The organism is Aerosakkonema sp. BLCC-F183, from assembly GCF_041929145.1.
GTDB lineage: Bacteria > Cyanobacteriota > Cyanobacteriia > Cyanobacteriales > Aerosakkonemataceae > Aerosakkonema.
The window spans coordinates 1-25239 of the sequence record NZ_JBHFNU010000034.1 but is presented as its reverse complement, the minus strand read 5'-3'; the positions used below and the strand labels follow the sequence as shown (position 1 = coordinate 25239).

At 44.6% G+C, this 25239-nt stretch carries 17 protein-coding genes and 1 pseudogene; 9 read left to right on the top strand and 9 right to left on the bottom strand.

All coding sequences use genetic code 11. The features are described from left to right. Positions 1-151 precede the first annotated feature (151 nt). The 3 genes from ACE1CD_RS08755 to hepC all read right to left on the bottom strand — a co-directional run bounded on the left by ACE1CD_RS08755 (position 152) and on the right by hepC (position 4014). Positions 152-1129, bottom strand: coding sequence for a glycosyltransferase family 2 protein (locus ACE1CD_RS08755; protein ID WP_374823253.1), 978 nt, complete (start codon positions 1127-1129; stop codon positions 152-154). A 129-nt stretch (positions 1130-1258) separates the two neighbouring features. After that, positions 1259-3109, bottom strand: coding sequence for a heterocyst formation ABC transporter subunit HepA (hepA, locus tag ACE1CD_RS08750; protein ID WP_374823250.1), 1851 nt, complete (start codon positions 3107-3109; stop codon positions 1259-1261). Positions 3110-3138: 29 nt separating this feature from the next. Then, the gene (hepC, locus tag ACE1CD_RS08745) at positions 3139-4014 is read right to left on the bottom strand and encodes a heterocyst development glycosyltransferase HepC (protein ID WP_374823247.1); all 876 of its coding nucleotides are present in this window, start codon (positions 4012-4014) and stop codon (positions 3139-3141) included. Positions 4015-4480: 466 nt separating this feature from the next. Between hepC and ACE1CD_RS08740 the strand changes: the two genes are divergently transcribed. From ACE1CD_RS08740 to ACE1CD_RS08720, 5 genes are all read left to right on the top strand, one after another. Further along, entirely contained in the window at positions 4481-5575 is a 1095-nt protein-coding gene (locus ACE1CD_RS08740) for a glycosyltransferase (RefSeq protein ID WP_374823244.1), read from the top strand. Between the two features lie 24 nt (positions 5576-5599). Beyond that, entirely contained in the window at positions 5600-7795 is a 2196-nt protein-coding gene (locus ACE1CD_RS08735; protein WP_374823242.1) for a GumC family protein, read from the top strand. 542 nt (positions 7796-8337) lie between these two features. Next, a complete protein-coding gene (locus tag ACE1CD_RS08730) occupies positions 8338-9030 on the top strand; it encodes a sugar transferase (protein WP_374790172.1) in 693 nt (230 codons plus the stop codon). A 325-nt stretch (positions 9031-9355) separates the two neighbouring features. Next, the gene (locus tag ACE1CD_RS08725; RefSeq protein ID WP_374823239.1) at positions 9356-10564 is read left to right on the top strand and encodes an RNA-guided endonuclease InsQ/TnpB family protein; all 1209 of its coding nucleotides are present in this window, start codon (positions 9356-9358) and stop codon (positions 10562-10564) included. A 213-nt stretch (positions 10565-10777) separates the two neighbouring features. Continuing rightward, positions 10778-11752 (top strand): tetratricopeptide repeat protein, encoded by a 975-nt coding sequence (locus tag ACE1CD_RS08720; protein WP_374823236.1) that lies wholly within the window; start codon positions 10778-10780, stop codon positions 11750-11752. Between the two features lie 183 nt (positions 11753-11935). Here ACE1CD_RS08720 and ACE1CD_RS08715 read toward each other — a convergent pair whose 3' ends face one another. From ACE1CD_RS08715 to ACE1CD_RS08690, 6 genes are all read right to left on the bottom strand, one after another. Then, on the bottom strand, positions 11936-12475 hold the full coding sequence (locus ACE1CD_RS08715; RefSeq protein ID WP_374790169.1) for a Dps family protein: 540 nt from the start codon (positions 12473-12475) through the stop codon (positions 11936-11938). Positions 12476-12702: 227 nt separating this feature from the next. Further along, positions 12703-15180 (bottom strand): CHASE2 domain-containing protein, encoded by a 2478-nt coding sequence (locus tag ACE1CD_RS08710; protein ID WP_374823233.1) that lies wholly within the window; start codon positions 15178-15180, stop codon positions 12703-12705. 173 nt (positions 15181-15353) lie between these two features. Then, positions 15354-16706, bottom strand: a complete 1353-nt coding sequence (locus ACE1CD_RS08705; protein ID WP_374823231.1) for a DUF1822 family protein — start codon at positions 16704-16706, stop codon at positions 15354-15356. An 80-nt stretch (positions 16707-16786) separates the two neighbouring features. Continuing rightward, the gene (locus ACE1CD_RS08700; RefSeq protein ID WP_374790163.1) at positions 16787-18235 is read right to left on the bottom strand and encodes a hypothetical protein; all 1449 of its coding nucleotides are present in this window, start codon (positions 18233-18235) and stop codon (positions 16787-16789) included. 390 nt (positions 18236-18625) lie between these two features. Beyond that, complete coding sequence (locus ACE1CD_RS08695) at positions 18626-19495, bottom strand: sugar phosphate nucleotidyltransferase (RefSeq protein WP_374823229.1); 870 nt, start codon at positions 19493-19495, stop codon at positions 18626-18628. Positions 19496-19588: 93 nt separating this feature from the next. After that, positions 19589-20629, bottom strand: a complete 1041-nt coding sequence (locus ACE1CD_RS08690; protein WP_374790159.1) for a mevalonate kinase — start codon at positions 20627-20629, stop codon at positions 19589-19591. 116 nt (positions 20630-20745) lie between these two features. On the opposite strand from ACE1CD_RS08690, the pseudogene ACE1CD_RS08685 reads away from it, so the two are divergent. The 4 genes and pseudogenes from ACE1CD_RS08685 (at position 20746) to ACE1CD_RS08670 (ending at position 25173) form a co-directional block, all read left to right on the top strand. Continuing rightward, positions 20746-21077: pseudogene (locus ACE1CD_RS08685) on the top strand (SRPBCC family protein). Between the two features lie 349 nt (positions 21078-21426). Continuing rightward, positions 21427-22245: a squalene/phytoene synthase family protein gene (locus ACE1CD_RS08680; RefSeq protein WP_374790157.1), complete on the top strand. Its 819-nt coding sequence runs from the start codon at positions 21427-21429 to the stop codon at positions 22243-22245. A gap of 158 nt (positions 22246-22403) precedes the next feature. Beyond that, entirely contained in the window at positions 22404-24059 is a 1656-nt protein-coding gene (locus ACE1CD_RS08675; RefSeq protein ID WP_374790155.1) for a B12-binding domain-containing radical SAM protein, read from the top strand. 523 nt (positions 24060-24582) lie between these two features. Then, positions 24583-25173: a hypothetical protein gene (locus tag ACE1CD_RS08670; RefSeq protein ID WP_374823226.1), complete on the top strand. Its 591-nt coding sequence runs from the start codon at positions 24583-24585 to the stop codon at positions 25171-25173. The last annotated feature ends 66 nt before the right edge of the window (positions 25174-25239 follow it).

Sequence of the window (25239 nt, the reverse complement as noted above, 5' to 3'; positions counted from 1 at the left end):
AAGTCAAAAGTTAAAATTTAAAAGTCAAAAATAAGAGGGAGGAGCGGCAGAGCAGAAACGCAGAATAAATTACAGATAACGGTTCCCCCATTACCCTTCTGACTTTTGACTTTTGACTTTTGACTTTTGACTTTCATCGGTTGCTATGAAATTAGTTATTTCCCAACGAAGGCTGTTTGTTCGATATTAGTTGCTTTAAGGAATCGCGCATTTTCGTGTAACCCTGTGGGCCAAATCTCCGCATCGCTGCCAATATCAAACTCTGGCGGATATAGCTTTTAGAAAAAAATAGTTGCGGGTAGTGTGCAATAGCTTGCCGATTTAAATCAATGGCATTTTTGAGATCTTTATGAAACAAGTATTTCCAAGCCATGTAGAGATAGGCATGACCGTAGGCTCTGTTTTTTAGGTATTGTAGATTGGATGGAACAGATGCAAACGATCGCTCTATCACTTTGCGAAAATCTAGCAACATCGCTTGGCAATTATTGGACATATTGTTCGTATGCTGTCTGTAGCGAACCAAAGGTTCTTTGATTAATCCAAATAAGTAACGAGAAGCGATGCGAATCCACATATCCCAATCGGCTACACCGCTTAACTTTGAATCGAATACTCCCACATCTTCAAAGCAGCTGCGGCGCACCATAGGTGTACTTGCACAACAAAGGATGTTGCTTTGCAGAATATGCTTCAATACATCGCCATCTACATAGGCAGTTTGTACTTTTTCTGTGGGATTACCTTCTTCATCAGCATACTTTACCCATGTGTAGACCAGACCTACGGCGGGATTATCTTCCAAACAGCGTACTTGTTTTTCTAATTTAGTTGGTTCCCACAGGTCGTCAGCATCTAACAATGCTATGTATTCGCCTCTAGCATTAGCAATACCCGCGTTACGCGCTTCAGATACACCTTTGTTTTGTTGTGAAATCAATTTCACGCGGGGGTCTGTTATCTGAGCAACCCACTCTACAGTTTCATCCTTACTGCCATCATCGATAATCAAAATTTCAAAATCGGTGTAAGTCTGATTAAAAACGCTATCCAAGGTGGCTGGAAGATAGCGCATTGCATTGTATGCAGGAATAACAACGGAAACCTTGGGATGATTGTCAGCGCTCATTTTTCTACATTTATCTCCCTTGCGAATACAGTGCAGCACAGCAGAAGTAACCGACCAGATTGAAACAATTTAAATGCGCGACGCTGAAAATATTTTTGACTTTTGACTTTTGACTTTCGCGTAGCGGCATTAGCTTGCTTGACCTAATTCATGCTGCATTTGGTGATATTTCCAAAGTTTGCCGCGCTGTTGCAGCAATTCTTGATAAGTACCCTGTTCTACAATGCGTCCTTGTTCCAGTACGACTACTTTATCGGCGCGAACAATTGTCGAAAGTCGATGCGCGATCGCAATCACCGTTCGACCTACAGACAGCTTTTCCAACGACTCCTGAATTAATCGCTCAGACACAGAATCCAAAGCACTCGTTGCTTCATCCAGAATCAAAATTTCTGGATCGCGAAGCAAAGCACGAGCGATCGCAATCCGTTGACGCTGACCTCCAGATAAGCGAACTCCCCTATCTCCCAACTGCGTATCGAAGCCTTCCGGCAATTCGAGAATAAAATCGATCGCATTCGCCAATCTCGCCACTTCCCAAATCGCAGCTTCATCGGCATCTTCAGTACCGTAAGCAATATTGTTGCGAACAGAAGTGTTGAAAATAAATGTATCTTGACTGACAACAGCCATCTTTCGCCGCAGCGATTTGATGTCAAATTCTTGCAAGTCAATGCCATCGAGCAGAATTTGACCTTGTGTGGGATCGTAGAATCGGGGAATTAAATCGGTCAACGTGGTTTTGCCAGCACCAGAAGCACCCACCAGCGCCGTCGTCTGTCCTTTCTTGATAGTCAGCGTGATGTCGCGCAACACTAAATTATTGCTGTCGTACCCAAAATCTACAGCCACAAAATCAATCGATCGCTTCAATCCAGCAAATTGGATTTCGCCATCTTCTAAATAAGGTTTGTCATCAGTACGGAGCAGAGTTTTAATATTTTCCATCGGTCCCTGAAAATTGCTCAGTTGCGCTCTGCATCCATTCACCTGACGGATAATTGGCATGAGACGAAATAACACAAATAAAAACGTCAGTAATGCCGCTGGCTGTAACTCTCCATTGGGAATCAAAGTCACAAAAGCCAGAATCAACATCCCAACTAAAATTGCCGTAGCACCTCCTTCCGCGAGAGGTTCCACCGAAGCATGGAATGAAGTCGCTTTGACCGTTGCTTTCTTCAACTCCGAACTGGCATTGTAAAACCGTTTTCTTTCAAAATCCTGAGTTGCAAATGCCTGAACTGTGCGAATCCCGTTGATAAATTCCAACGCCACCGAGGTAAACCAGCCGCTGGCGATCGATCGTTCAAAACTGGCTTCTCGTACTCTTCCTAGCAGCGTTGTTATGCCAGCCGACAGCAGACCGAACAACATAATGGAAACGATCGTCAGCTGCCAAGACAGCAAAAACATCGATACCACATAAGCCAACAGGGTAGAAGTTCTGGTGACTAAATAAGAAAATACACCGAAAGCCTGGGTAAGCTGGTAATTTTCGGAGGTGATGCTATTAACTAATTCTCCCGAACGAGTTTTGGCAAAGTAACTCAGGCTCAGTCCTTGTAACTGTTCAAACAGCCGTCTGCGTAGGCTGTCTGCCAGACTTTGGTTGCAAATCTCGCTGTAAACCTGCCCCAAATAAGTAAACCCTGTACGTAACAGGGTCATAAATAAAATCAAGGCAGATATGCGATAAAGCCGCTCGGCAACAGAAGCATTTACCCCCAATATCCAAACATCGAACCACTCAATGCCTGTTTGAATTGGTGCTGCGTTCGGATCGGTCAAACTTTGCAAAAATGCTAAAAGGAACCCAACGCCAAATGCCTCTAATACTGCTGCTATAAACGTGAACAGCAGAGCCAAAACTGCCACCCGACGAAAATATTTGAATTCTCGCAGAATAATATAGTTTTCTTGCCAGAACTTTGTCGCTTTGAGCAGATTGCGAATTGGTACGGGCGGTTGGAAACGCATAAGGGTTTGCTAAAGAGTTTTTGTGTGGATTAGTAAGCGCTAAAGCTGGAGAAAACTTTGATCATTGTCAAAGGTAAGATTTTCAAATCTCGCCAGATAGACCAACTGCGTAAGTATTCCAAATCGCGGTAATTTAGCGCTTCCAAATCTCGCCAATTCGCTCTTGCTTGCACTAACCAATCTCCTGCAATTCCCGGTAGCGCATTCAGCCGTCGCAAACCTTCTGGGCCGATCCGCGCTGCATCGTGTAAATTATAAGGTCGTGGCCCCACCAAACTCATCTCACCTCGCAGGACGTTGAACAACTGGGGCAGTTTATCCAAGTTGTACTTGAGCATCCAACGCGCTAGGGGTGCGATCGCCACTACACCATCTTCCTTCTCTGCTGTCGTGCGAAACTTGAGGATGCGGAACAACTTACCCCGCTCTCCCACACGCCACTGCCGGGATAAAATCGGCCCAGCAGAATCTCTTTGCATCAGCAAAACTAACCCCAGCATGACTGGACTGAAGACTAACAGCAGTATTGCCGCCATGCACCAGTCAAATAGCCGCTTGAGCGACCAACTGAGCGGGTTTCGTTTTCCCGGCAGTTCGGAGGTAGAAGGTAAGCGCAGAAATACTGGTTTGTGAGCTTGCCAGCACGCATCTGCCCAAAGTCTTAATTTTGTTTCACCCAAACTCGGATCTATGCGGACAAGTCGCACGGGCGAGTGTTGCAAGCATTCTGCAAGCGATCGCTCATCGTCGAGATCGGGCAAATACCGCTGTTTGTCGTCTTTGGCAAGGCTGACTAACAGCTGGTTGTGCCGCCACTTGAGCGCGTACCTACTTGGTTGGCGATCGCGCCAGCGGCGATCGCCAGGGTAGGAAATCTGTAGAGTTGGGCTTGAGGAGCTTTTCATCAGTAATTTCTCTTAAGTAGAAACTCTTATGCCAAAAGACATATCTCTAGGCAGCCAAACTTAAACAATTGGCTGTAGCCTATACAGCATAGGTATTTCACTGTAAAGTCTAGTTGTTAATTTTTATTAAAACTTCTATCTTAGGACTGAAGGATATCTAAGGGTATTTACTTAGGATTATTTTGGATAGGGCTGATTTGAAGCTGACTTGGCGTTCAGAATAAATTAATTGCCAAACAAGATCCGGCTTTAAATCTAGAGGATTTTCTTGTTCTAACAAAACATAAGTAAAGTTAGAAACAAATTCCTCAACGTTAGGCTTAAAGGGTGTCGAGCGATTGGGAATTTTTTTCATACCGTGGTGTGGCAGTAACTCAAACTAATGACTGATAAAAAGTCAAATCAAGGGCATCTAAATTGATGTTGTTGCCAAAAAAAGCGGACTATAACCCATTTAAACAAACATATGAAAATAGCTTTAGTCCACGATTATTTAACGCAGCGAGGCGGAGCAGAGCGCGTATTTGAACTGCTTTGCAAGCGCTACCCCGATGCAGACATTTTCACCTCTTTGTACGATCCCCAACGAACTATTGATTTGGCCGATCGCGCAGTCCACACAACCGCACTTCAGAAAATCCCCAAAGCAGCAAAATACTTTCGACTGCTGGCTCCTTTCTATTTTCCTGCATTTCGCGCCCTGGATTTGCAAGACTACGATCTGATTATCAGCAGTAGCAGCAGCTTTGCCAAAGCAGTTAAAAAATCTCCCAAAGCACTGCACGTTTGCTTTTGCCACAACATCACCCGTTTTTTGTGGGATACGGAAACATATCTGCGAGAATATGCAGATTATCAACGTTTTGCTCCTGTAATCGAACCAATATTCGAGATGCTCCGCAAGGTAGATCTGGAATACGCACAAGAACCAGACCTTTACATCGCCAATTCTAGCGTTGTAGCTCGGCGCATCCAAAAATATTACCGTAAGCGAGCCATTTTTATAAATTATCCTATAGACACTAATAAGTTCACTTTTTCCGAACAAAAAGATAACTTTTATCTTGCCTCTGCTCGCTTGCTCAGCTACAAACGGATCGATACGATCGTCGAAGCTTTTAATTGGCTGAAATGGCCGTTACGCATATTAGGTGATGGCCCGGAAAGAGAACGCCTGGAATCTAAAGCATTGCAAAATGTTGAGTTTTTGGGATATGTTAGCGATGCAGAACGCAGTAATTTAATGGCAAAAGCTCGCTCTGTCATCGTAGCAGCTCTGGAAGACTACGGATTGGTGCCAGTGGAAGCAAATGCTAGCGGAACACCAGTGATTGCCTACGGTGCCGGTGGCGTATTGGATACTCAAATACCGGGGGAAACAGGAGTTTTCTTCAAACGCCAAACACCGGATGCACTGCTAGATGCACTATATAATGCCAGGGAAATTGCATGGGACTACAGCAAAATCCGCAGTCATGCGGTGGATCATTTTTCTGAAGAAGCATTTTTTAATAAAGTCGATCGCGTCATGAATAAAGTTTGCGGATTCCGTCAATCATAGGTTTGTTGCGACTTGAGGTTAAACATGGTACAAGTTACTGAAAATCATCTAAACGCAGCTGCCGAAACAGACCCGGGTTACGGACAAATATTTGCTATTCTCATCCGCCGACGCTTTTGGTTAATCGGTGTATTTTGCACTGTTTTCTCAGCAGCCGCCATCTTAACCTTACTCACAAAGCCGACATACGAAAGCTCCATGCAGCTACTTGTAGAAGCAAATTACCAAGGTAAACAACAACTTGGAGACCAAGAAAAAACCGAAAATGAATATGCCGACCCAAATGTGGAAATAGACTACGCCACGCAGCTAAACTTGATGCGAAGTTCTCAGTTGTTGGGAAAAGCAGTAGATTTACTTCGTCCGGAATACCCAGATATTACTATAAAAAAGCTTAAAAAATATTTGGTCGTAGCGCAGATCCAGGAAGAAAAAGTCAATACCAAGATATTTGAGGTAACTTACACCGATAAAGATGCCAAAAAAACTCAAAAAGTACTCAAGACAATCCAAAAAGTTTATCAGGATTACAACCGCGAACAACAGGAAATGCGTTTAGCCAAAGGTCTTGCTTTCATTGACCAGCAATTACCGACCGTTCGTCAGAATGCTGTCCAATCTGAAGCAGCTTTGGCTCAATTTCGCAAAAATCAAAATATAATCGAACCCGAATTACAGTCAAAAGCGCTAATTGAATCCCTCAAAGACATTGAGCAGGAACTACGCACAGTTCGCGCTCAGTACCGCGATGCACAAGCTCGCTACACAGCTTTGCAGCAGCAATCGAACAGTACTCCACAGCAAGCAGTTGTTTCCTCCCGTCTGAGCGAGTCCACTCGTTACCAAACATTGCTCAACGAAATTCAAAAGCTAGATTTGGAGTTAGCACAGCAACGCCAGCGTTTCACCGATGCTAACCCTTATATTCAAGATTTGGTACAGCAGCGTCAGGAGATGCTGGCTTTATTGGAGGAAGAGAAAAAACGAATTCCGGGTGCAAATGGCGATCGATCTAACGTGACAATAGAAAACCCACTCAAACAAGGACAACTCGGCAAGCTAGATGTGAGCCTTGCTAACAAGCTTTTGGAAGAACAAACAAACGTACTCGGTTTGCAAGCTCGCGAGCAAACCTTAATACAGAAAGAACAGCAAATGCGTGCCCAAATCAACCGCTTACCAGCTATATTGGCTGACTACAATCGCTTAGAACCAGATGTAAAACTCAAGCGCGAAACCCTGGAACAGCTTCAGAAAGCAAGGCAAGAATTAAGCTTGGAAATTGCGCGGGGGGGTTTTGATTGGCAAGTTGTAGAAGAACCGGAATTAGGTTTGCAAATAGAGCCGAGTCTGAAACGAAATATATTGTTGGGTGCAGTAATTGGTTTGATGTTGGGTGGTGTGGCTGCGTTTATCCGCGAAGTTGTCGATGATGCGGTTCATACTTGCGATGATTTGAAGAAACAAGTTGACCTGCCATTGCTGGGAATCACGCCAGAACTGGCTCAAGCTAAGGGTAGCAGCGATGCGATCGTCACCCTGCCTTTCAGCAAGCCGCAAGTGCTGGCTTCTTCGATGATTCAGGTGATCAATTGGCCGCCTTTCCGGGAATCGCTAGATTTGATTTATCAAAATATTCAATTAATGAATTCTGGTTGGTTGAAGTCGCTGGTGGTAACGTCGGCGCTAGCGGGAGAAGGTAAGTCTACTTTAGCTTTGGGTTTGGCAATTAGTGCTGCTCGTTTGCATCAGCGGGTATTGCTGATCGATGCAGATTTGCGCCGTCCGAGTCTGCACAAGGAGCTAAATTTGCCGAACGATCGCGGACTTTCTTCTCTGCTGGCAAACGATACTCCTATCGCTAACCAAGAAATAGAAATATCGGCACAATATGGCAATATCTCGATTTTAACTTCCGGCCCTACGCCCCTAGACCCGGCTCAGATGTTAAGCTCTCAAAAGATGAAGCAATTGATGGCAACTTTTGAGCAAAATTACGACTTGGTATTGCTGGATGCTCCCCCAGTTTTGGGCATAGTAGATACTATTTTAGCTGCGTCTTTTTGCAGTGGCGTTGTCATGGTCGGACGCATCGGTCGAGTCACTCGCACTGAACTCGTGCAGGCTACATCTATGTTGAGCAAGTTAAATGTAATTGGGGTTGTCGCTAATGGAGCTAGCAACTCGAACAAAGGCTACCTTACAACTTTGCATCAATAAGGATTAGGGCGTCGGGACTAGGGAAAGAAGTTGGTTCTTTCGAGGTACAAAAATGTTCGCCATGAACATAAGTATAATAATTTCAAAATTCTCCTAATTAAATGAATCAGGGGATAATATTATTCGCTATTTATGAGATGAGCTTGCTTATTAATAAACATAGTTAAGCTTTATATCAGACTGGAGGCAGATGATTTTATTCCTCATATATTTGTAGGATATTCCGTAGTTAGAGTCATCCAAAATAAGTTTAAATATTCAAGAGAATACATATTTGTGTTAATTGCCGATCGAATTGTAATTTCCAATACAAAAATCATACTTTTAGATAAAAAACAGGGCCTAAAAAATCAGAATACTAAATATTAATTTACTGGAACAGAATAATTTTAGAAAGGGTCTATATTGAAAAGGATGAAGCGTAAGTCATCCCTCAATTTAGAAAGGTTTGGACGCAGTAATTAATTTGGCAATACCTAGTTATTAGCTGCAAACAAAGGTTAATTAACAGCGTCAAATGTCCTAGTAGGAAAAGGTTGAAAATGAGTATGAACGCAGTCACTTCTCCACCTGTTACCGAATCTACCGAATCGGTTATCGAAACCGTTTCATTAGGTTTACCGACGCTTCACCCTTCGACTCGCTCAATTTTCAAGCGGTTGCTGGATATTGTAGGCAGTTTGGTGGGATTAGCGATTCTGGCGATTCTGTTTGTGCCGATCGCGATCGCAATCCAGTTAGACAGTCCGGGGCCAATTTTCTACACCCAACAACGCTGCGGACTGCACGGACAAGCGATCGCGATCCGCAAGTTTCGATCGATGGTGCAAAATGCCGAAGCATTAAAGTCTTCGGTGCCAAACGAAGCCAAGGGAGCGATCTTCAAAAATGAAAACGACCCGCGCATTACTCGTGTAGGTCGTTTTTTGCGGCGAACTAGCTTGGACGAACTACCCCAGTTTTGGAATGTGCTGATTGGGGAAATGAGCTTGGTAGGAACTCGCCCACCCACGTTTGATGAAGTTATCCAATACAGCGAACATCACTGGCGACGGTTGGATGTCAAGCCGGGACTGACTGGGGAATGGCAGGTCAGCGGACGATCGACCGTCAAAGATTTTGAAGCCATAGTTGAACTAGACCTGCGCTACCAGAGTCTGTGGAGTCCTTGGTACGACTTAGCCATTATCTTCAAAACAATTTACGTAATTGTGGCTCGCGCTGGTGCTTGCTAGGGCGTCGGGGCTAGGGAGGAGGGAGAGGGAAGAGGGAAGAGGGAAAAGGGAAAATATTAATTCTTCCGCTCCACTCCCCCGCTCCCCCACTCCCCTGCTCCCCTGCTCCTTTAGCTTGAACCGACAGAAGCCCCACGCCTGACCCGACAGGGCAGCGTGGGACGCGAATAATGCGGGAGGAAAATCCACACCGCATTTTCGCTCATGAATGGCGGGTGAGTTGACGACAGTTCTCCGACCGATGCGACAGCAAGGGAGGAGAACAGGTCGGAAACGAACAGATCTTGTGCTACGCTATTTTGTAGCAAACGTTGTTCACTCTAATATGCTAAGGGTTGTCAAAGTCAGGTTATACCCAGATGTCCAGCAACAGCAGTCACTAGCCCAAGCTTTTGGCTCTTGTCGTTGGTTGTGGAATTATTGCCTGAACTTGACGAATCAAACATATAAAGAAACAGGTTTTGGGTTGTCTGGATACGAAGTTAAAAAGATAATTCCTCAGTTAAAGAAAGAGTATGAGTGGCTGTCTTTGACATACTCACAATGTTTGCAGCAGGTTTGCTTGAACTTGGGAGTTGCTTTTAATAACTTCTTTGAGAAACGAGCAAAGTATCCAAGGTTTAAATCTAAGCATGGTAAGCAGTCGATCCAGTATCCTCAAAATGTCAAAGTAGGTGTTAATTATTTAACGCTTCCAAAGATAGGAGATGTAACAGCAGTCATCCATAGACCGATTGAGGGTAAAGTCAAGACTGTAACTGTATCGAAAAACTGCTCAAACCAATATTTTGCAGCCATTCTGTTTGATGACGGTAAAGAAAAGCCTTCTACAAGCATAGAAGGAAAAGCAATTGGTATCGATCTGGGATTAACCCACTTCGCCGTTACCAGTGATGGGTCAAAATTTGAAAATCCAAGAATAATCAATAAACATGAGAAGAATTTAAAAGTTAAGCAGCAGCAATTATCCAGGAAAGAAAAAGGTTCTAACAACCGGATTAAAGCCAGAAAGAAAGTTGCTAGAGTTCACAGAAAGATAACTAACTGCCGTGAGGATTTCCTGCACAAGCTATCGCGTAGGATAGTTAACGAAAACCAAGTTATTTGTGTGGAAAACCTCAACATTAAAGGCATGATGCAGAATCATAAACTCTCCAAAGCTATTCACCAAGTTGGATGGGGGAGGTTTTGCACAATGCTCAAATATAAGGCAGAACGAGAAGGGAAAGTCTACCGAGAAGTGGATAGATTTTTTGCTAGTTCTAAAACCTGTCATGTTTGCCTCTCTCAAGTCAGTAGTTTGCCGCTAAATATAAGGTTTTGGACTTGCGAGAATTGCGAAACTAAACATGACAGGGATATCAACGCAGCAATCAACCTTAGAGACGAGGGACTACGAATTTTGACCTCTGGAACGGGGGATAAAGCCTGTCGCCCAGATGTAAGCCGTAGTAAGGGAGGACGCAAGAAATCCACTACCACGCTTTCTGTTGGGCAGGAAGCCCACACTGTACCGCAAGGTCAGTGTGGGTAGTTCACGGCATACTAATGTCAGTTGCTCAGGGTGACTAACCATGTTGGAAGACTTGACTGAAAGAATCGCCAAGGCGAAAATAGCTCGTCAATTAGGATACTTGTATATCGCTACTGAAAATCTGCTGTAAAGTTCGATCGGGTAGCCGGAAAGAGCAGCCCCCTGAGTTCTCTTGAACTGAGAGTTGCTCACATACCAATTCTTATTCAAGTCATGTATCACCAACCACAAGATCGGCCCGGAACAATTGACATTCAAGCAAAGAGCCTGGAAGACCGCAGTGTAAGTGCTGACCGCATCCAGTGGATTGTCCGCGTTCAGCTGGACGACTATCGCACCGCGCTGGTAGATTCCCATCGGGCGATACAACTCGACCCGGATAATCCAGCTGCCTACCACAACCGAGGTACTGCGTACATGGGGCTGGGAAACTATGAAGCAGCACTGATAGATTACAATCGGGCGATCGAACTCGACCCGAATAACGCGGGTGCTTATCATAACCGAGGCGCTGCGTACATGAGGTTGGGAAACTACGAAGCAGCCCTGGCAGATTACAATCGGGCGATCGAACTCGACCCAAATAGTGCCCTAGCTTACAACAGCCGAGGTTCTGTCCTCTATTACTTAGGCGAAAAGTCCGGCGATGTTGGCAAGGGGATGGAAAAAGCGATCGCAGACTATAACAAAGCGATTGCGATCGACCCCAACTATGCCTCAGCCTATAACAATCGGGGCAATGTCCGCGCCAAACTCGGAGACTTTGAAGGAGCGATCTTCGATTACAACGAAGTCATAAAACTCAATCCCGACGACCCCCAAGTCTACTACAACCGGGGTATTATTCGCTATCGAATCGGAGCGCAGATGGGTGCGATCGAAGATTTTACGCAAGCGATCGAGCTAGATCCCAACTATGCCGCAGCTTACAACAACCGAGGTATTGTTATGGCTGAAATGACCGATTGCGAAGCTGCGATCGCAGATTATCACAAAGCTATTGAAATTAATCCTTACTATGCAGATGCCTACTACAATATGGCGCATTGTCGCTGTGCCTATAGAGATTACGCCGCCGCCATTCAGGATTTTCAGAAAGCCGCACAACTCTATCAAGCACAAGGCATAACTGATGATTACCAAAGAGCGTTAGATAATATCATTAAGTTGCAAAGCATTAAGGACTAGGGGCTAGGGGTTAGGGGTTAGGGGCTAGGGAAAGAGGGAAGAGGGAGTGGGGGAGTGGGGGAGCGGGGGAGCGGAAGAATTAATATTTTCTTTTTTCCCTTTTCCCTCTTCCTTCTTCCCTCTTCCCTCTTCCCTCTTCCCTCTTCCTCTAACCCCTATTCCCTATTCCCTATTCCCTATTCTCTACTTCATTTGTACGGGAACCTTGAGGTCTGCCGACAGCTTACCATCTGGGGAAATTTGTTCGCCTTCAATGAAGGAACGCAACATCCAAGCCATTTGCTCGTGCTGTTCCATCAGTCCGGTGAGAAAATCGGCAGTACCTTGATCGTGATAATTTTCAGCGCAGCGATCGATATGATCGCGCATATTGCGAATCACTTGCTCGTGATCGGCGACGAGGTTTTCTACCATACCATAGGCATTAGGCAAAGTCCCAGCATCTTCTTTGAGTGTGGCGTGTTTCAAGAAGCCTTCCGCAGTACCGATCGGATAGCCACCCAAGGCGCGAACTCGCTCGGCGATCGCATCAATATTTTCTGTCAAAGCAGTATAGTGTTCTTCCCACAGTTGGTGCAGCGAACGGAACTGTGGGCCTACCACATCCCAGTGGTACTTTTTGGTTTTAATCAACAGCAAATACGCATCGGACAAATCCTTGTTCAACAAATCGATTACACCTTGACGCTGTTCTTGCGATAAACCTATGTTCAATGGGCGCATCTTTAATAAACTCCTTATTTCGACACTCATCAATTTAAACAAATCTACATATAAAGCTGCCTCACCCAAATGAGAGAATTAAAATTTGTAGCCGCTTTCCAAAAGCGAAATTTAAGTACAAAAATCTACATAAAAGCATCTAACTAAAGACGGATATTGTAAAAGGATTTGGAATAAAGCGAGACTTATCTGCGTGAATCTGCGTGAATCTGCGGTAAAAAAATACTTTAAATTTTTTTCCTCATAAAAGCAGGTAAAGCGTAGATTGTCAAGGTGGTTAAAGGTAAAACAAAAGGCAATAATAATGCCGCAGAGATATAAAGTTGCAAACTGATTAAACCATAACCTAACGTTATACATATCAGCAAAATTGCCCACTTTTGACGACGGCGATCGCGCAGTCCAAATACTAATGCAGTGGCTTTTCCCAACAACGCCGCTATAGCGATCGCCCAAAGATCCGGTATAGGTACGATCGCGCTTCGAGTCAAGTGATGATGCAGCATATAAGCATGAATTTCACCGCCTGTAAATATGCGACTTGTATCCGAATCATTCTGTCTGCGCCAATATGCGATCGCAGCAGGCAAAGGAAAATTATCCTCGCCATCCCGCGATACTCCAGCATCCAAATATCCACCCGGTACAATCATCACAGCTTGCTGTTGAATGTGACTTAGCTGCGAACGGCTAGTATTCCTGAGTAACTGCCAAGCAGGAATGCGCTGATAAATTTGTTCTGGAGGAATAGAAAAATCTACAATCGGATGCAACCAAGTTTGCCCGAAATTGTAAGAAAAAGCAGTAATCGGTTGCAAGTGCGATGCCGAAGCAAACAAACTCGTATATTCCCGTTGATGCTGATGTTTAAAATCGAATTCTATCCGGTCGATCAAATCTTCTCGACTTGCCAATCGAGGTTGAGTCGATAATAAAAATTGCTGAAAATTCAGTTGATAAGCTAGCGCCAATAGGTAAGAAAACGGCAGCATATCCGAGTAATAATTATCTCCCGGTGCGAGCTTCATATAGCCGCCAACAGGTATAGCCATATCGCCTCGCAAACTCCATTTAGGGCTGGCAATTTCAGGCAAAACCTTGAGTCGCTGTCCTGTTTCGTCTTGAGTTTCTACAAATACAAACCAAGTTCCGTAAGGTTGCTTTTGTACAGCCTTACGCAGAGACTGACTTAGCTTGCGATCGCTCTCAGTTCGCGGTAGAACTAAGAGATAATCCAAACCGATAACTCTGGCATTTAAAGCCGAAAGCCGATCCACCAACTTAGCCAAATAATCGCGAGGCATTGGTTTGGATTGGTTGAGATTTCCTTCATCAATCGATCTTTGATCGATTTGAACCAACAAAACAGGAGGCTGTGCTTTACTGTGGGGAATTTGCCCAGTAACTTGGCGATAAATCGCTTGTAGCAGCAGGCGTCTTTCTAACAAATATCCCTGCACTGGTAACTGCAAACTCAGTAAAATTAATGTCAAAACAGCGATCGTCTCTTGTCTTGTGGGCAACAACTGTTTTAGATGTTGCTTGACCCCATGAGGTTTGAGTCGGAATAACACTGCATCCGGGTGACAAAATAGCGACGGAATTAGATAAGCAGATGGATAGATGTAATTCTTTTTGTGTTGGAAATATTCACAAGCTGCCTGTAAAGATTCCCACACATCTTTATCTGCGGCCAAACTTCGCAAAAACTGCACCAAAAATTCTTGTGCAACTGCATTGTGTATGGGTTCCCGCATGACGGCAACCTGACTCAATCCCAAATCGATCAGCGATTCGGCAATACTCAAACCGCTACAGGAATTAAAGATAGCAAATTGTAAACCTCTTTTTTTAGCAATAGTTAATTGCGGTGCAATTTCGCTAATTAAAATTGACGTACCGGGAGCGATCGCTACTTCTCCCCCGGTAAAATTCGTCTCGTTGCTGTGTCCGGCAAAAAATAAAATATCCCAACCTTGTTCGTCGGCGATCGCTTCTCGAATTTCTGCTTTTAATTGTGCGATTTCCCGTCCGGGTTGCCAACCGACAAACTTTATTTCTACAATGCGATCGAGCGCTCGCACTGCCGACAAATCCTGCTCGAAATTCAGTCCCCGATCGTCTCCTAAAATTGCTAATATTCTCGCTTTGCGGCGACGCTGCGATCGCATCTGGGACAAATATTTTTCCTCAATTGTTTCTGCTCGAATATTCAGCGGAGTCCGAAAAATCCCCACCTTAGCAGCAGATGCAAATTCGCTGCCAATTTCCCAAGCTTCCCACGGTAAACGCGCTAACTCTAAAGGAGAACAAGTTAGAAAAAGATCGACTTTTTTTTCTCCTTTATTTTGAGCGATCGCAAATGACGAATGACTGCTGACAATTTGCCTGCGAATTTCGTATAATTCAGCACTCCGTAACCAAATCCGAAATTGTCGCAGAAAATTTGCTTCTACTTCTACCAGTTTGGCGTGCCAGTCGATATCGCGAATAGAAATAGTGCCGCTGTTTTCTACTCGTCCCCGCAGTTCCGACTTATAAAAATTTAAATAAGTTCGTTGCCAGTCTTGATATATCCGCGTCAGCGATTCTGGATACTCCAGCGTAGCAGAGAGTTGCAGTCCTCTGCCCCAAGATAACTCAAACAAACAAGTTTGATGGATGCGCTGAACTTTGAGCCGAAAAACGCTCTCATGAGGAATCATATCGATTTTTACTTCATAATCCCCCGTCATTGCCACGCCAAACTAGGGAATGCGGGAGGGGAAAGAAAGCGATCGAATCTCAGGACGATCCTATTTCGAGTATAATTCAGCGCCACGAGCGAACCATCGCCGATCGAGTTTCATTTCACACCAGTGAATGCGGGTATTTAGAATTAGCGATCGACTCGAAAAGCAAACGGAGGTAGCGTCAGCGATGCGACTTTGCCCCTAGCCCTATCCTTCAAATTAACACTCACTAAAAATTTCTCATCCCACGTACCGGCAATTTGGGCATAAATATAACCATCCCGACTATTTTGACCCGTCTGACGCTGCACTAAAATACCAGTCGCATCGCTAACGCCCAGTTTCAGACCGGGAGGTAGCCGTTCGCCAGGGTAAGCTCCCAATATTAACATCAAAGTCCATTCCGGAACATTTTCTGGCGATAAAAAAGCCCAAGTAACCGCATACAAACGCAAGTCAACATCAGCTAATTTCAACTCTCGATAAGCTCCACGAGCTTGCCAAGGAATTTCTATTCCCGCGTTACCTAATTCTGTAATGATAGTTTCAAATTCTTGAGTGGAACAACGCAATGCAGAACCAGCAGGAGCAAACACTGGCATCAGCACCCAAGCTAAACCTTCTGCTAAATCATTCATCTTATCTTCTAACCAAAGTCCAACATTTAAGGCAGGTCGAGTTAACAGTTGTAATAAATTTTCCAGATGCAATATTTCTGGTCGCGATCGGTTTAAATGACGAGCGGAATCCAAACAATTTTTACTGGTTAATATGGCAGTTGCCCGATCCCAATTCAGCACTTCCCACAAAGGACGAGTGCCAGATTGTAACCTAAATAATATTGCTGCCAGTTCATCCTGCATACTCAATAAAGTAGCGAGACTGCGCTGGGGAATTTCTGGTAAAGCAATAGCAGTTGCTTCTAAGCAGCGCAAGTAAAGTAACAAGCGATCGCTATCGTTATCGAACCAATCTAACGGCAAACTGTAAGTCCAATCCGGCTCCGGTTGTAGGTTGACTTGCGAGCATAATTCTACCAGTCGATCGTATCGCAAAAACCCGCGAACTATTGCTTGTTCGTACTCTTCTTGAATTTCTAACCACACATAAAAATGGGCGGCAAATTCCGGTAATTCGAGCGCCGCTCTAGGACAAGATATTTTGTCATCAAGCTGACTGCCAGTGGCGATTAAGCACAGTCTGAAATCACCAATTTTTAAATTGCAAACAGCCTCGATCGACCTATCTAAATACGGCTGGAAAATCGAGCATTGCTCCCGATTTAGACTAAGTTCGGCTGCTCTCTCTTTTAGCCATTTCTCAAAAGCGAACAGTGCCAAAGCATTGAGATAAGTTTGCCACTGTTGCGCTTCGTTAGAAACTTGACTGCTGATTTCTACTGCACGCTTAACCTCCTCCGGTAATAAGGATATCGCTCCTATCCTTACGGCTTCAAAGTCTAGAAACACTTCACCTGAATTTTTAGGGTAATAAGTCATGTGGGTTCTCGCATTACTATTTTTTACTTGCTTAAACTAACTTTATATCTATAATCTAATTATATTTAAATTCTTTAAATTTAAATTTTTAATTCCTCCAAGTGCTGACAAAGTTTTTCTGTAAATAAACTTTTTCCAAGAGTTTTTTTCGCAGTACAAGCTTCTGCCTCAGCTTGCTGTATAATGGCGGTAATTTGTTCGTCTAGAGCCGTATCAACTCGCTCTGACAAAGTTTGCAGTTGTTCCGGATCGGCGTAAGCTGTAGCTCGATCCAAAACCCAGTTACGCAGTAACTTTAACATCTGCTGGCGAACATCGGCGCGAAACTCTTTGAGTTTGAGCAAACGAGTAACTTGATACTGAGCTTGCAGTCCAACTAAACTAGCAATTTCCGTCATAGATTTTGCTTGGCAATGAAACAAATTGAGAGCCAAGAGAAATTGTTGAGATACTTGAGAATTCTGGCGCTGTAAGAGAGAAACGCGAGATGCGATCGCTCTTTTCACCGCTTCATCCAAACTCTTTTCAAAGGAATCGCGATAAAGCTTTAAAAACTCTGCCTCTTCTTCTCCATCTTCTAAAATATCGCCCGAATTATCAGAGCGAATCCTCACAACAAAATCTCTATTTTCCGGTACATCCAGAGATTCTTCAGACGGTTTTCCCCCTCTAACATAAATACGATATTCCCGCAGATATTCTGCCATATCTTGCAGTTCTTTCATAACTGAATCACCGCTCAATATCTGACTGGTTTTGGCGCGAAACAATTGGGCAATTTGTTGCAGTTGCGTCTCCGTAGGTGGCAGACATCGACTCCTTAAAGGTAAACTTTCTGGCAACTTAGCAGTTAAATCTGCCTTGAAAGATTGGCGCGATTTCAGTCTATCTCGGCGATAAACAGCATGATAGCTATCTAACAATATACAAGCGCGTTCAATTTCAACAGGTGTAAAGCGACAAAACTCAGAAAAAATACGTTGTAATTGCTTCGGCTTGGTATCGTTCAGAATTGCCCAGTTGCTAATTAGGTAAACACCGCGTTCCAACAAAAATTTATTCAATTCTTGATGGTGTTTTACCAGTCTAGTTGTCCAGGTAGCCAAACTGCTGCGTTCCGGATCGAAACTCTGCAAAATTTCAGTAGCAAGAGATTTATAATTACTTTCGCGATCGCCACCTTTTTCCCGATCTTTCAGCACAGAATCGTCATCCAGAACAAAAGGAAATAGATCCGAGCGAGTGAAGCCGTGTTCCCTGCCAAATTGAGTTTCTAGCTGAACGCAAACTTGTTCGATTTGGTGAGAAATAAAACACCGCAAACAAATGTCAGCCATCCCTCTTGTCGAATCTTCTAGCAGCAACCGCCATAATTGACTTTGCAAAATTGTATCCCCGACGTCTGGTTGACCTATTTGTTCCGGAAATTGCTGTTTAAAAAATACTTTTGCTGAGGCAATTTCCTCTACTTTGCGCCTTCCCGTAGCATCGATGGTGATGAATTTCCAGTATCGGGATGCAGCACCCATGAATATTTCACGCTCGATAGGTGGTTTGGGGAGGAGTCGCCCTTGCCCTTTTTGATTATGTACGTGCGAGGTAATTCTCCCAGAAGTAGTTTAGCATATTACCTCTGCCAATAAAAACCGCTTTTACAAGTGAGTTATTGACAGGACAAAAATCTTGTTTAAAAATAGCGAAACTCATGTTTTTCTCCTAATTGATTGATGCTAGTATCTGGCATCTGAACTTATGTTTTTGGCGAGCGAAAACCTGCCAACAAACTAAGCGACTTCTTGGCTATTCAGAGTGCCTTCAACCTTAGCTTGCAACAACGTATTTCTGGGTCAAGTTTACTTATGCAGTCATTTTTTCGTAGGTTGGGTTGAGGTACGAAACCCAACCTCCAAAGCTGGGGACTACTGGGGGAAGCGATCGACAGTATCGCAATAATTTTTCGGCGTGCCAATATCGAAAAAATCGCCCTCCACTTCATAAGCAAAACCGCCATCTGTATATATCCAGCAACGCAAAGCATCTGAGAGATCCAGTTCCCCGCGCTCCTGTTCCCTTGCAGCTTGAAGATATTTCATAAAATGACCGGGGAGTAAATAAATACCAAACAGGCATATGTATTTATTTTCCTGACTTCCCGGAATGCGAAGACTAGCTCGCGCCTCACTAACTGAAGGTTTCTCGCGCATATCAGTCAATTCAAACACAGAAGATTGGTTGGGAAGCAGACGAACTCCTACCACACCGTACTGACCGATTTCGCTTTCATCGCGCCTAGTAACACCCAAGATCCCTTTGCCGAATTGCGTTCCCATCTCCAGCACCTGACGCACGCAAGGAACAGGAGAACTTGACTGATAAAGATGATCGCCCAGAAGCAGGACAAAAGGCTCGTCACCGACAACTTCCCGACATTGCAGCACTGCATCGCCAAAACCGCCAGGTTCTAATTGATACACATAGCGCAAGTGCTGCGAAAGCGGTTGAAGTTCGTTCCAAGCATTATAGATGCGTTTGCCAGCAGCACCCTCCAAAATTCCCGGTGGCGGTTCGTCGAAGTAAGAGCGAATCAATTCCCCATCGCGGGGAGAAACAATTAGCACAACTTCCTCTACACCGCTAGCAAGTGCTTCCCGCACAATCCAATCTACCGCCGGACGCAGGGAACCATCTCGTCCCGGAATTGGTAACAAAGCTTTGGGGATAACTTTTGTCGCTGGGTAGAGGCGAGAGGCGAGTCCAGCTAAAGGGATGACGGCGCGTGTTGGTTTCATAATTAGGGCGTCGGGGTTAGGGGTTAGGGGTGAGGGGATTACCGAAAATAATGGGTCTAAAGCCCCGCCCGTTCACGGCGGCGAGGATGTCAATTAAAACAAACTCAGGCAAGGCAATCCCAATTCGCTCTCGATCGTAGACTGGGCAAGCAGCCGTTCTTCTGGGCCACGGGCGAGTAGCTGTGCGGTGCCGTCGCCTTGGGAGCCCACGCCTTTGCCGCCCCAGATTAACTCTTGCAAGGGAGGATATTCAAGTAGCTGGTGCAGCTTCGGCGCTTGTAATTGGGACGGACAGGCGGGTGCGACGAGGCGATCGAATATCGTTTGCGCTTCCACCATTAACTCACCAACTCGACGCGCATCGCCAGAAATCAAAGCGGCGCGAACTTGATAAACTATTTGTTGGTTTAAAGAGCCAAGGGCGCGACGAATTCCTTCAGCTATAGCACCTTCTCTCTTAGTAAATTGGTTATTCAAATCGCGCAAGATAGTAACGGTGTCTTTGTTTCCCTGCAAATCTACAATTAAATAATAAAACGCGCCACCCAAAGGTATAGTTTCTATTGCTAAATCTTCACCATCAAAAGTAAGAAAAGTCGGCACTTGACCGTAGGCGCAAATTTGATCCATGCGCCCGCAGCGCGAAGGTGTAAGAGTTTCGCCACGGTAAGCTAATTCCATTTCGTCGCGTTTGTCAAGACCTAAGTTGTATAATTCGTTGCACGCTCTCGCCACTAAAACGCAAACTGCTGCTGATGAAGATAGCCCTTTTTTGAGGGGTAAATCCATGCGATCGCACTTTATTTCTAATCCTGAAATTGGGTAACTTTGCAAAATTTCGTGCAAAGTACCCGCAACATAGCTCCAAAAACCTCCAGCTTTGGCGATTGAAAGCAGTTCTGCCAAGTCTGGAGGAATACAAAGAGGTTCTACATTAGGAAGATGAGAACAAGCTACTATAATTCCATCTCGTTTGCGAACGCGGGCGTAAATTCCCCCATCTGTACCGACGGCAATGCAGTAACCCGGTGTTTCTGCCAAGTCTCGATAAGAACCAGCCCAATCGGAATGTTCGCCAAACAAGCAAAGTCGTCCGGGAACAAATAAATTTAGCCATTCGGAGTCAAGAGTCATTAGTCTTTAAAAATATAAGTATAATTTGGAGGGTAAGTTAGGCGCAGGCGAAAATTTTAAAACATAAATAAATAGTTGAATTCCTGCGCCGTAACCCAAATGTCAGCGGCGAAGATTTGCAGCGAGTTTATTATGATTCGATTTTCCCCAATATGCTGCTGAGCCTTCATCGTGACTATGTGATGGTTCACCGACTTTGGCCCCAAAGTCCCAGTCGAACTCAAGTTGTCTGTGAATGGTCATTTGACCCAGAGGCAATGAACCAAGCAGATTTCGATCCACAGAATGCCGTGAAGTTTGCGATATGACTGACCGACAAGACTGGCAAGTGTGTGAATTGATGCAGACAGGTGTTTCGTCCCGTGCTTATACTACCGGCCCTTATTCAAGTGCAGAAAGCTTGTTAGCTCAATTCGATCGAGAATATCTCAAAGCGATCGAACACTAGAAGAGGGGCTACCGCTACGCGAAAGTCAAAAGTCAAAAAAAGGGGCTAGAGGTTAGGGGTTAGGGCGTCGGGAAGAGGAAAGAGGGAAAAGATTAATTCTCTCGTTCCCCCGCTCTCCCGCTCCCCCACTCTCCCTCTCCCTCTTCTTTTTGACTTTTGAATGAGTGACTTTTGACTTTTGAATGAGTGACTTTTGAATGAGTGACTTTCCCTAACCCTAGTCCCTAAAGGATTTTAGCGACATTGGACGTGTATGGCACAGGTGCCTCTTTGCCAACTGTCACCTGTACCAGCTGCGTAAATTTTCGGCATTGGTTTAAACTCCATACAGATTCAGAGGAGTGAACAGATGGATTTGCGTCGAGATGCCTTAGAGATTCTCAAAGAAACCAGCCGGACTTTCTACATTCCCATCAGTCGTTTGCCAGTGGAGTTGCAAGCAGCAGTGGCGTCAGCTTACCTGTGTATGCGTGCCATTGACGAAATCGAAGATAATCCCGATCTGGATAATCCCACCAAGGCGAAACTATTGCGGAATATCAGCCTAACTTTGCAGGCAGCGGTTGATGGTTCCAATATGGATGACTTTTGGTTGGGATTGGCTACGCACCAGAGTTTGGTGCCGGAAGTATCTATTCGCATTCGGGAATGGGCTTTACTGGCACCTGCAAGCATTGCACCTCGCGTTTGGGATGCGACGGCGGCAATGGCCGATCGCATGGCTTACTGGGCGATGAACAACTGGACAATTCGTACAGAAGCCGATCTCGATCGGTATACGTTTGGGGTGGCTGGTGCGGTGGGGTTGTTACTTTCTGACTTATGGGCTTGGTATGATGGGACGCAAACAGACCGAACTCAGGCGATCGGCTTTGGGCGCGGCTTACAAGCTGTGAACATTTTACGCAATCACAATGAGGATCGGGCGCGTGGAGTGGAGTTCTTTCCAGAAGGCTGGACAGCAAACGATTTGCAGATTTATGCGCGTCGCAATCTCAGCCTCGCGGACGCCTATACTAAGTCTCTCCCTCCTGGGCCAGCTTTGGACTTTTGCCAAATTCCCCTCACTTTGGCTCATGCTACTCTCAACGTGATGGCTCATGGCGAGAAGAAACTCAGCCGCAGTGCGGTTATGGCGCTGATTTCTCAGGTGACCGGCGCTAAATAGTTTTGAATTTTGAGTTTTGAGTTCAAAAATTTTTAACTCAAAACTCAAAATGATTTTGTTTCATTGTTCATTTTTCATTGCTCATTGTTCTCGATCGCTAACTAATGACTAATGACTAATGAATGATGACTGATGACTAATGCGAGGAGAAATGTTGGATGACTGCTAAGTTGAAATCTTTGGAGCGAGCGGTTCCCGAAATGACTACAGGGAGAAAGCTCTACGCACCGCGCAACCATCGTCGCATCCTCTGTATTTTTCCCAAGTACAGCCCCTCTTTTGGCACATTTCAGCACGCTTATCCGCTGACGAATGGTGTCAAAGCTTTTATGCCACCCCAAGGTATTTTGGTTGTGGCTGCTTATTTACCTCAAGAGTGGGAAATTAGGTTTATTGATGAAAATGTGCGCCCTGCGAAAAGATCCGATTACAAATGGGCAGATGTGGTAATTGCTAGCGGGATGCACATTCAGCGCCCACAACTGCATAAAATTAACGAACTCGCTCATCGAGAAGGCAAAATTACAGTTATCGGTGGCCCCTCGGTATCGGGTTGCCCTGAATATTACCCGGATTTTGATATTTTGCACTTGGGTGAGTTGGGGGATGCGACCGATTTAACGATCGAATACCTCGACGAACACAAGGAACGCCCGGAAAAGCAAATTCGCTTTGAAACTAAAGAACGTTTGCCCCTCAGCGAATTTCCCATCCCAGCTTATCACTTGCTGAATATCAATAATTATTTTATTGGCAGCGTTCAGTTTTCCAGCGGTTGTCCCTATCGTTGCGAATTTTGCGATATTCCCGAACTTTACGGTCGCAATCCTCGCATGAAAACACCCGAACAGGTGTTAGCAGAACTCGATGCTATGCTGAAGGTCGGGAATCCCGGCGCGGTGTATTTTGTCGATGATAATTTTGTGGCCGATCGCCGCGCTGCCATGAACCTCCTACCTCACTTAATTGAGTGGCAAAAACGCAACGGTTATCCGGTGCAATTTGCTTGCGAAGCCACCCTGAATCTAGCCCAAAGTCCCAAACTTTTGGAAATGATGCGGGAAGCTTATTTCGGTACTGTTTTTTGCGGCATCGAAACGCCAGACCCCGACGCACTCCACTCTATTTCCAAAGACCACAACCTCAGTATGCCGATTTTAGAAGCGATTAAAACTTTGAACAACTACGGCATGGAAGTGGTATCGGGAATTATCCTGGGTCTCGATACAGATACGCCTGATACGGCAGATAGAATACTCGAATTTATTCGTCTGTCTAACATTCCTATGCTGACAATCAATCTGCTTTATGCCTTACCAAAAACTCCTTTGTGGCGCAGGTTGGAAACAGAAGGAAGATTAGTTTTGGCAGAAAATCGCGAATCAAATGTCGAGTTTTTAATGCCCTACGAACAGGTGGTCGAAATGTGGCGTCGCTGCATTACAACTGCTTACGAACCGGAATTTTTATATCAACGATTTGCTTACAACATGGAACATACTTATCCGCACCGCATTAAGGTTCCCAACAGTCCGCAGCGTGCTTCTAAGGAAAATATCCGCAAGGGTTTAATTATGCTGAGTAAAATCCTGCTGCGCGTGGGTGTTTTTGGTAGCTACAGGAAAACTTTTTGGCAGATGGCCAAACCTAAATTAAAAGCAGGAAAAATTGAAAACATAATTCATGTAGGGTTAGTAGCTCATCACTTAATCGAGTTTACTCGTCAGTGTGCCAAAGGCGAGGAATCTGCTTCGTTCTACTCTCAGAAAGTGCGCCAAACTCAATCCTTTTTGCTGAAAGCTGCTTCTCGGTAACAAAAATTATAAAAAAAGGGCAAAGCTCAAAGGTAAAATAAATCTTTTTCCCTTTTTGCCTTTATCTTTGCCCTTTTGCTTATACCTCAGTCTGCTTTTTTACCTAGATATCAGCTTTTACTTGATAATTTGTAAATTAATTATAAGTTGCTTCCATTATTTTCAAAAATCCGTTAATGTCTCTATCGTGGCAAATTATCAATACGGTAGACTTCTATCTACTACACAAACGGGCAAAAACACACTTAACAATCCTTAAAATCAAAAAAGTGTAAGTTTTGTGACTGCTGCTGTTTTGAGACAGGTCACCAGTCATCTACCCTGCTCTACCGCAGGGTAGATGACTTGGAGAAGGGTGCGGTAGAAGAATGGCGACAAATTTGCCAACTATCTCCAATGGCCACCAAGTTAACCTTCAGGGGTATATAGCGAAAAAACTGGCAATGTAGATTTTTATCCCGATTTTTCTGCATTTCAGGAAAATAAAGTTGGCCAATTTTGTAGACATCAAACTTATAACGCCATGAAACAAATTTGGTCTCGCACGAAGCATTACATACACTGGTTAATGTTAGGAGGAATGCTATTTTTCTTTACTAAAGCGCTCAGACATCACTGGGAGGAAGTAGCAGCTATTCGCGTTGATGGTACGGGATGGTTTTGTTTGGCGATCGGCATAATTGCCAGTTTACTAGCTTTTGCTTGGTCTGGATTGGTGTGGGGTTGGACTTTGGAAGAATTCAAGCACCGCTTGAACTACACTTGGTTAGTTAAAGTATATTTGAAAACCCATATTGCCAAGTATTTACCGGGTCACGTCTGGCACTATTACGGTCGAATTTGGAGCGCTAAACAGGCAGGGGTTTCTGTCAATATTGCTACCCTGAGCGTTGTCATCGAGCCTTTTTTAATGATATCCGCCGCTCTATCGACCGCGATAATTACCAGCCAGTTAAGTGGGACAGGATCGCAAAATACCTATAATTGTGGATTGCTAGCTGTCGGGTTAGTTGGGGTACTGATGATAGTTCATCCCCGATTTATCTTAATGTCGCAAGAAGACTCCCGTTATAGCGTTAGCTTAACGGGAGATGAATTGCGACCAGCTAATTAATTGAGCGTAGCGAATCAATATAGTTTGACAAAAGAGTTAACTCCAAGTTAAACTATTAACAACCCT